General features: G+C 44.8%; 8 protein-coding genes. 4 read left to right on the plus strand and 4 right to left on the minus strand.

What is annotated here, in order from left to right:
• Positions 1 to 1,435 (plus strand): Ppx/GppA phosphatase family protein (locus tag CAG69_RS16860; RefSeq protein WP_161445275.1); only part of this gene is annotated, 1,435 nt, incomplete at its 5' end.
• 34 nt (positions 1,436 to 1,469) lie between these two features.
• Here the strand turns inward: CAG69_RS16860 and CAG69_RS16865 are convergent.
• Genes CAG69_RS16865 through phoB form a run of 3 tightly spaced genes read right to left on the minus strand, consistent with a single transcriptional unit; the run spans position 1,470 to position 4,457 of the window.
• Positions 1,470 to 2,429, minus strand: a complete 960-nt coding sequence (locus tag CAG69_RS16865) for a PstS family phosphate ABC transporter substrate-binding protein (RefSeq protein ID WP_161445277.1) — start codon at positions 2,427 to 2,429, stop codon at positions 1,470 to 1,472.
• Positions 2,429 to 3,727, minus strand: a complete 1,299-nt coding sequence (gene phoR / locus CAG69_RS16870; RefSeq protein WP_161445279.1) for a phosphate regulon sensor histidine kinase PhoR — start codon at positions 3,725 to 3,727, stop codon at positions 2,429 to 2,431. Before phoR ends, CAG69_RS16865 begins: the two co-directional genes overlap by 1 nt.
• Positions 3,728 to 3,767: 40 nt before the next feature.
• Positions 3,768 to 4,457, minus strand: a complete 690-nt coding sequence (phoB, locus tag CAG69_RS16875; RefSeq protein WP_005381752.1) for a phosphate regulon transcriptional regulator PhoB — start codon at positions 4,455 to 4,457, stop codon at positions 3,768 to 3,770.
• A 224-nt stretch (positions 4,458 to 4,681) separates the two neighbouring features.
• Here phoB and rdgC point away from each other — a divergent pair, with 224 nt between their 5' ends.
• The 3 genes from rdgC to CAG69_RS16890 all read left to right on the plus strand — a co-directional run bounded on the left by rdgC (position 4,682) and on the right by CAG69_RS16890 (position 7,419).
• Entirely contained in the window at positions 4,682 to 5,596 is a 915-nt protein-coding gene (gene rdgC, locus CAG69_RS16880; protein ID WP_161445281.1) for a recombination-associated protein RdgC, read from the plus strand.
• A gap of 165 nt (positions 5,597 to 5,761) precedes the next feature.
• Positions 5,762 to 7,162, plus strand: coding sequence for a prephenate-dependent tRNA uridine(34) hydroxylase TrhP (gene trhP / locus CAG69_RS16885; RefSeq protein WP_161445283.1), 1,401 nt, complete (start codon positions 5,762 to 5,764; stop codon positions 7,160 to 7,162).
• Between the two features lie 2 nt (positions 7,163 to 7,164).
• Positions 7,165 to 7,419 carry a YfhL family 4Fe-4S dicluster ferredoxin gene (locus CAG69_RS16890; RefSeq protein ID WP_161445285.1) on the plus strand — a complete coding sequence of 85 codons (255 nt, stop codon included), beginning with the start codon at positions 7,165 to 7,167 and terminating at the stop codon, positions 7,417 to 7,419.
• Between the two features lie 42 nt (positions 7,420 to 7,461).
• Here CAG69_RS16890 and CAG69_RS16895 read toward each other — a convergent pair whose 3' ends face one another.
• On the minus strand, positions 7,462 to 7,770 hold the full coding sequence (locus CAG69_RS16895; protein ID WP_005381765.1) for a hypothetical protein: 309 nt from the start codon (positions 7,768 to 7,770) through the stop codon (positions 7,462 to 7,464).
• Between the last annotated feature and the right edge of the window lie 137 nt (positions 7,771 to 7,907).

A 7,907-nucleotide genomic window follows, 5' to 3' on the forward strand; every position in this document is an offset into this window, starting at 1 on the left:
GGTGGTGGCCAAGGTTGTAGGCAGTGACTTACAACTGGTTAGCCGTCATAAACAGCGTGTTCGCTTAGCATCAGGACTCGACAGTGAATTGAACTTAAGTCATTCCGCGATGGAACGCGCGTTAGAGTGCTTAGCCATGTTCGCAGAGAGGCTGCAAGGGCTTGATGAGTCGAATGTGCGTATCGCCGCGACACACACACTAAGACGCGCTAAAAATGCTCATCTATTCATTGAGCGTGCGAAAGAAGTGATGCCCTTCCCAATAGAAATCATCCCAGGGGAAGAAGAAGCCCGCCTGATATACTTAGGTGTCGCTCACACTCAAGTAGAGTCAAACTCCAAGTTGGTCGTTGATATTGGTGGCGGCAGTACCGAAATGATCATTGGACAAGAGTTTGAACCTGAGCTTCTCAACAGTAAACAGATGGGATGCGTCAGCTTTACAGAGCAATATTTTAAAAACGGCAAACTGTCTGGGAAAAACTTTAATAAAGCGATGTTAGCCGCCGAGCAAAAACTCGAGTCCATCGCTTCAGCATACCGTAAAAAAGGCTGGGATATCGCTCTCGGCTCATCAGGAACCATCAAAGCGATTCAAGAAGTGCTAGTAGGATTAGGTTTTGAAGATGGCCTGATCACCGCGAAGAGACTGGACACGCTTATTGAAACTCTGTGTAATTTTGATTCAATTGAAGAGATTGAACTGACAGGTTTAACAGAAGAACGTAAGCCCGTATTCGCGGCAGGCGTGGCGATTTTGTCCGCAATTTTCAAAGCACTTCGCATTGAGCAGATGTTTTTCTCCGATGGTGCTCTGCGCGAAGGCCTGTTGTACGAAATGGAAGAGCGTTTTGCGCGCTCCGATATACGTATGCGCACAACTGAAAATTTAGCCAACAAACACCGGGTTGACTTAGAGCATGCTGCTCGTGTTAAAGGCCATGCACGTGAGATGTTATGTCAGGTGCGCTCTGAACTAGGCATTAAAAAAAAGAGTGAGTTATTTGACTTACTAGAATGGGCAGCATTGCTTCATGAAGTCGGATTAAGTATCAACTTACGTAGCTTCCATCGCCACTCTTTCTATATTCTGTTGCATTCCACTCTACAAGGCTTCAACCGTGAACAGCAATTGGTGCTCGCAACATTAGCCCGCTTCCAGCGTAAAGCACTTAAACTGCAAGAACTGCCAGATTTCAACCTCTACAAACAAAGTGACGTGATAAGCCTCATCAAAATATTACGACTTTCTATCGTATTAAATGGACAGCGTAACGAAGATCCATTGCCTGACATCACTTTATCCATCAAAAATGATGAATGGATTCTTACGTGCACAGATAAAGCATGGCTAGAAAACAACAAATTGCTTCATGCTGATTTACAGGAAGAACAAGAACGTTGGGACAGCGTGAAGTGGACACTCACTTTCTGATCTCGTGCAGTTCATACCTAAACAAAAAGTCGGCTTACAGGCCGACTTTTTTTAACTCTTCTTCTGCAAAATCTGCCGTAATGGGCACATAACCATCTTTCTCAACCAACGCTTGCCCCTGAGCAGAAAAGATAAAGCGAATAAACTCAGCTTCAATTGGTGTTAATGGGTAATCAGGGTGCTTATTCACGTAAACATATAAGTAACGTGATAGTGGGTACTTACCACTAACAATATGTTCTCGCGTTGGCGTCACGTAGTCATTTCCCATTTTTGCCACTGGAACTAAGCGTACACCTGCCACTCGATAACCGACACCGGAATAACCAATTCCACTGATGGTTGACGCTACAGCTTGCACAACTGACGCGGAGCCTGGCTGCTCGTTTACTCGGGTCTTGAAATCGCCGCCACACAAGGCATTGCTTTTGAAGTAACCATAAGTTCCAGAAACGGAGTTACGACCAAACAACTGCACGTTTCGCTTTGCCCACTGTGATTCAAGACCTAGTTGCTGCCAGTTTGTGACGAATTGACTTTCACCACAGCGTAGCGTGGCAGAAAACAAAGCATCTAACTGACTAAAGTTGAGCCCTTGAATTGGATTGTCTTGATGGACAAAAATACCGATTGCATCGATGGCTACCCTAAGCGCCGTTGGCTTGTAGCCATGTTCACGTTCAAACGCTTCAACCTCTCTTAAACGCATAGGGCGACTCATGGGACCAAACTGAGCTGTTTGTTCGGTCAATGCTGGAGGGGCAGTAGAAGAGCCAGATGCTTGGACTTGCGCATTAATATTCGGGTAAATGGATTTAAACTCTTCAACCCAAAGCGTTGTCATACCCGCAAGTGTATCGGAGCCAACAGAGAGCAAGTTCCCGACAATCCCCGTCGTTTTATGATAACTCGGCAATGATTTATCTTGAGCGCCAGCCATACAGGAACAAACAAGCGCGAATAAACTGAATGTTTTTGCCAATCGTAACGCCATTATTTCACCACCAAACGCTCAGGCAATACGAAAGAAAACTTACTGCCCACGCCTACTTCACTGTGAATTTCTAAATGAGAGTCATGGTGACTCAGCGCGTGTTTTACAATGGCTAGCCCTAAACCACTTCCTCCAGTATCACGTGATCTTGCTTTATCTACTCGATAAAAACGCTCGGTAAGTCGGTGTAGGTGCTGAGGTTCAATACCATCACCGCTATCTTCCACCTCTAAGCATGCGCCTTGAGAGGTCTGGAACCAACGAACATTAATGTTCGCACCAGGTGGTGTGTATTTGACGGCGTTATAAACGAGGTTAGAGATAGCACTACGTAACTGGTCATCATCGCCCAACACGCGTAGGCTTGCATCAACATCAAATTTCAATTTATGTTGGTTGTCCCCACTAAGGCTAACCGCCTCTTTTTCTAACACTTCAAGCATCGCGGGCACATTCACGACTTCCTCAAGCTCATGCATAGGTGCCGCTTCAATTTTAGATAGTGTCAGTAGTTGGTTCACCAAACTGTTCATGCGGTTAAGCTGCTCCGTCATGACACCATGAGCTTTGCTCCACATTGGACCCACGACCATATCAGGGTCTTCTGTCATCTCAAGATAACCTTGTAGCACCGTCATTGGTGTACGCAGTTCATGAGATACGTTGGCAAAGAAGTTGCGACGCATTCCCTCAAGTTGTTTTAACTGGCTAACATCACGCACCACCATCAAATGTTCACCTTCGGTATACGGTACGATACGTAGTTCTAGCATGCGTTCGACATTGAGTGGTGAGCGCATTTCCAATGGTTCAGAGAAGTCTTTCTTGTTGAGGTACTTAATAAAATCAGGCGTACGAATGAGGTTGGAGATAGGTTGACCGGAGTCTTCCGGCCAATGGAAACCCAATAAGTGTTGAGCCAGTTTGTTACACCAAACGATATTGCCTTCAGCACGGAACACCACGACGGCATCGGGTAACGATTCCGCACCATTTCTGAATCGGCGAATGAGATTAGTAAGCTCTTTGCGTTTACGGCGTTGGCGCTGCTGTAAGCGATACAAGCCATTGAACAAAGATTCCCAGTTACCGCTACCAGACGGTGGTGTAAGGCGCTTTTCATCCCATAACCAAGAAGATAAACGTACTTGGTTATGCAAATGCCACATAAGCTGCAATGCCGTAGCTGCCAAAAGCAACCACGGCATATAACCGAATATCCAACCTACTATCACCCATGGGGTGTAAAAAAAAGCCAGCTCCCAGGCCAGCTTTTTCCACGTTAATCTTTCAACCACTCATAACTCCAGAAATGGTACCGATAAGCTGCGTGTTAATTTATGCCTTTGTCGAGAAGCGGTATCCAGCACCACGAACAGTTTGGATCAGCTTATCATGACCTGCGGCTTCCAATGCTTTACGCAGGCGGCGAATATGAACATCGACCGTACGATCTTCAACATACACGTTAGTACCCCAAACATTGTTTAATAGCTGCTCACGGCTGTACACACGCTCTTGATGCGTCATGAAAAAATGCAGCATTTTAAACTCTGTTGGGCCCATATCTAATGGTGCATCATTAGCCGTGACACGGTGTGATACAGGATCAAGCTTCAATCCCTGCACATCAATTACGTCTTCCAGTGCGGTCGGGGTTACGCGACGAATCACCGCTTTTAAGCGGGCAACCAACTCTTTAGGAGAGAATGGCTTAGTAATGTAGTCATCCGCACCGACTTCTAAACCGCGCACTTTATCTTCTTCTTCACCACGAGCGGTAAGCATCACAACTGGAATGTTGCGCGTTAATTCCTCTCGCTTCATATGCTTGATAAAGTTAATGCCGCTGCCGCCTGGTAACATCCAATCCAGTAAAACTAAATCAGGGAAGGGTTCAGCCAGTTTGGTTACTGCAGTATCGTAATCTTCCGCTTCCACCGCTTGGTAACCTTTCTGCTCAAGTACGAAGCACAGCATTTCGCGAATAGGAGCTTCGTCTTCAACAACCAGAATCCTTCTAGACATAATTGAGTAACCTTATGTTCGTTGAGCTAATGAATTTAAGAGACAAAGCGCCTCTCTATGCATAAGCATTATCACTACCAATTATGACACTTTTGTGACCTTTGAAAACAAATTTTCATATAACTTTCTTTTGAGGTTCATTCGGATATTTTTCATTTCTATTAAGACATCAGCACAAAAATTCCCTATGATTAGTCCCTTGTCATCAAGCCTAGAGAAGATTTATGTGGTTTAAAAACTGTCTGGTATACCGCGTTAACCGCGAGGTTACTTTTAACGCCGAACAACTAGAAACTCAGCTGTCTGAATTCCAATTCACCCCGTGTGGCAGTCAAGACAAACAGAAATTTGGCTGGGTCAGTGCAATGGGTAGACATGGCGATATGATGACTCACGTGTCAGAAAACCGCATTCTGATTTGCGCCAAGAAAGAAGAGAAAATGCTACCTGCCTCTGTGATCAAAGAATCATTGAATGCAAAAGTAGAAGCAATGGAAGCGCAAGAAGGTCGTCCTCTGAAGAAGAAAGAGAAAGACAACCTGAAAGATGACATCGTAATGGATTTACTGCCTCGCGCATTTAGCCGTAGCAGCCACACTCACGTGCTCATCATGCCAAAAGAAGGGTTCATCCTTGTTGACGCAAGCAGCTACAAAAAAGCGGAAGACGTATTAGCACTACTTCGTAAAACCATGGGTAGTTTACCTGTTGTTCCTGCCATTCCAGAAGTAGCGATTGAAACAACGCTAACCGAGTGGGTGAAAACGGGTGACACACCTCAAGGTATCACCATGATGGACGAAGCTGAGCTAAAATCCGTGCTTGAAGAAGGTGGCGTGATTCGTTGTAAGAAGCAAGAGCTGACCACAGATGAAATCCGCAACCACATCGCAGCAGATAAAGTCGTAACGAAGCTTGCACTTAATTGGCAAGATCGTATTGAATTCATCATGACAGAAGATGCGGGTATTAAGCGTCTAAAATTCTCTGATGAATTGAAAGATCAAAATGACGATATTCCACGTGAAGATCAAGCAGCTCGATTTGATGCAGACTTCTCTCTGATGTGTGGGGAGTTCAGTGCTTTCCTACCCAACCTATACGATGCGCTAGGCGGCTTACCAAATCCCAACGCTTAATGTTGTATAAAGGTTAACCATAACGCCCTCACTTTTTTTGAGGGCGTTTTTCTATCTGAAGCACAATTACCCTAGTCACAGTTCACATTTTGACGTAAAATTTGCGCCCCATTTCCATTAGGTGGAATTGGCCTGACTTGTGATCAGATAAAAGAGAATTGAGCAATGACAACTGAGAAAGCATTCGTACCTGAGCTACTGTCTCCTGCGGGAAGCCTGAAAAACATGCGTTACGCATTCGCCTACGGCGCAGATGCAGTTTACGCTGGCCAACCTCGCTACAGCCTTCGCGTACGTAACAATGAGTTTAACCACGAAAACCTAAAAATCGGTATCGATGAAGCGCATGCTCTAGGCAAAAAGCTTTATGTGGTATGTAACATTCAACCACACAACTCGAAGCTAAAAACCTTCATCCGTGATCTTAAACCAATCGTAGAAATGGGTCCTGACGCATTGATCATGTCAGATCCAGGCCTAATCATGATGGTTCGTGAAGCTTTCCCAGAAATGCCAATTCACCTTTCTGTACAAGCAAACGCTGTAAACTGGGCGACTGTTAAGTTCTGGGCAGCGAATGGCGTGGAACGTGTGATCGTTTCTCGCGAACTATCTTTAGAAGAAATCGAAGAAATTCGTGAGCATTGCCCTGAAACTGAGCTTGAAGTATTCGTTCACGGTGCATTATGCATGGCTTACTCAGGTCGTTGCCTACTTTCTGGCTATATCAACAAACGTGACCCTAACCAAGGCACTTGCACTAACGCATGCCGCTGGGAATACAAAGTTGAAGAGGGTAAAGAGAACGACGCTGGTGATATCGTAGAGAAATTCGACCCGACTGAAGCACAGCCTGTCGAAGTACAAGACGAGCGCCCTGAAACCACAATTGGTCGCGGCAAACCAACAGATGAAGTCGTTCTGCTTTCTGAAGCGCACCGTCCAGAAGAAAAAATGGCGGCTTACGAAGATGAGCATGGTACTTACATCATGAACTCTAAAGACCTACGAGCGGTTCAGCACGTTGAACGCTTAACTAAGATGGGTGTTCACTCATTGAAAATTGAAGGTCGTACTAAATCGTTCTACTACTGCGCACGTACCGCTCAAGTTTATCGTAAAGCAATTGATGATGCTGTAGCAGGTCGACCATTCGATGAAAGCCTAATGGGTACACTAGAAAGCCTAGCTCACCGTGGCTACACTGAAGGCTTCCTACGCCGTCATACACACGATAATTACCAAAACTACGATTACGGTTACTCAGTCTCTGATGCTCAACAGTTTGTTGGTGAATTCACTGGCAAACGTCGTGGAGACATGGCTGAAGTAGAAGTAAAAAATAAGTTTCTTGTCGGTGATAGCCTTGAACTAATGACGCCAAAAGGCAATATTGTTTTCACGCTAGAGGCAATGGAAAACCGCAAGTCAGAGTCTATTGAAGACGCGAAAGGAAATGGTCACTTTGTATTCATTCCAGTACCAGCAGAGCTAGATTTAGAATATGGCCTATTAATGCGTAATCTAAACTCAGGGCAGGACACCCGTAACCCGACTGGTAAGTAACCATGGCCTTGCTCATTACAGATAAATGCATTAACTGCGACATGTGTGATCCCGAATGCCCCAATGGGGCAATCAGTATGGGAGAGAGCATTTTCGAAATTGATCCAGCGCTATGTACAGAGTGTAAGGGGCATTACGAAAAGCCGACCTGTCAGTCAGTGTGTCCAATTACAAAATGCATAATCACTGATCCGAACCATGTCGAAACTGAAGAGCAGTTGCTTGAAAAATTCGTGATTATTCGAGGGTTAGCATAAGAGCAATTAGGTTCAACTTTGGCATCAAAGTTGAACCTTTTCTCAACCTGATTTTTCAATAGGAATAATATTGCAGAATAGCTCTTTTTCAAAATGATACTCTAGTCTCTCACGCCAATTCTCCGCTTGAGAAACAGGTATTAAATAAAAGTTTTCTCGGCTCGTATCAGTAACGAAAGCCATCCCATATTGCATCAGCTCATAATGCACATCATTAACAAAACCCGGATCAAGGCGTTGACGCCCAGTCAGGTGATTCACATCCTCTCGAGTCAAAGAGACTCCTTTAGTATCACTGCTAAATCTGTGTCTTAACCACTCTGCAAATTCTTTTGCACAAATCATAGTCATGGTTTTGTCCTTGATTTACTCTTCTAACAGGAAAAGGGCATATCCCTGCCTTACACACTTGTCTGCGTTGTTATCGCTTTTTAGCCAACTGACAGACATATTGCTAAGAAACCAGAGTATCGTGACGAAAGATCTTT

The sequence above is a fragment of the Vibrio sp. V43_P6S15P86 genome (genome assembly GCF_009904725.1).
Lineage (GTDB): Bacteria > Pseudomonadota > Gammaproteobacteria > Enterobacterales > Vibrionaceae > Vibrio > Vibrio diabolicus.

Bases quoted from the DNA above. Each gene is read 5' to 3' on its own strand.
- CAG69_RS16895 (WP_005381765.1), bottom strand. From the start codon at position 7,770: ATGACTATGATTTGTGCAAAAGAATTTGCAGAGTGGTTAAGACACAGA.
- trhP (WP_161445283.1), top strand. From the start codon at position 5,762: ATGACAACTGAGAAAGCATTCGTACCTGAGCTACTGTCTCCTGCGGGA.
- CAG69_RS16890 (WP_161445285.1), top strand. From the start codon at position 7,165: ATGGCCTTGCTCATTACAGATAAATGCATTAACTGCGACATGTGTGAT.
- CAG69_RS16865 (WP_161445277.1), bottom strand. From the start codon at position 2,429: ATGGCGTTACGATTGGCAAAAACATTCAGTTTATTCGCGCTTGTTTGT.
- phoB (WP_005381752.1), bottom strand. From the start codon at position 4,457: ATGTCTAGAAGGATTCTGGTTGTTGAAGACGAAGCTCCTATTCGCGAA.
- rdgC (WP_161445281.1), top strand. From the start codon at position 4,682: ATGTGGTTTAAAAACTGTCTGGTATACCGCGTTAACCGCGAGGTTACT.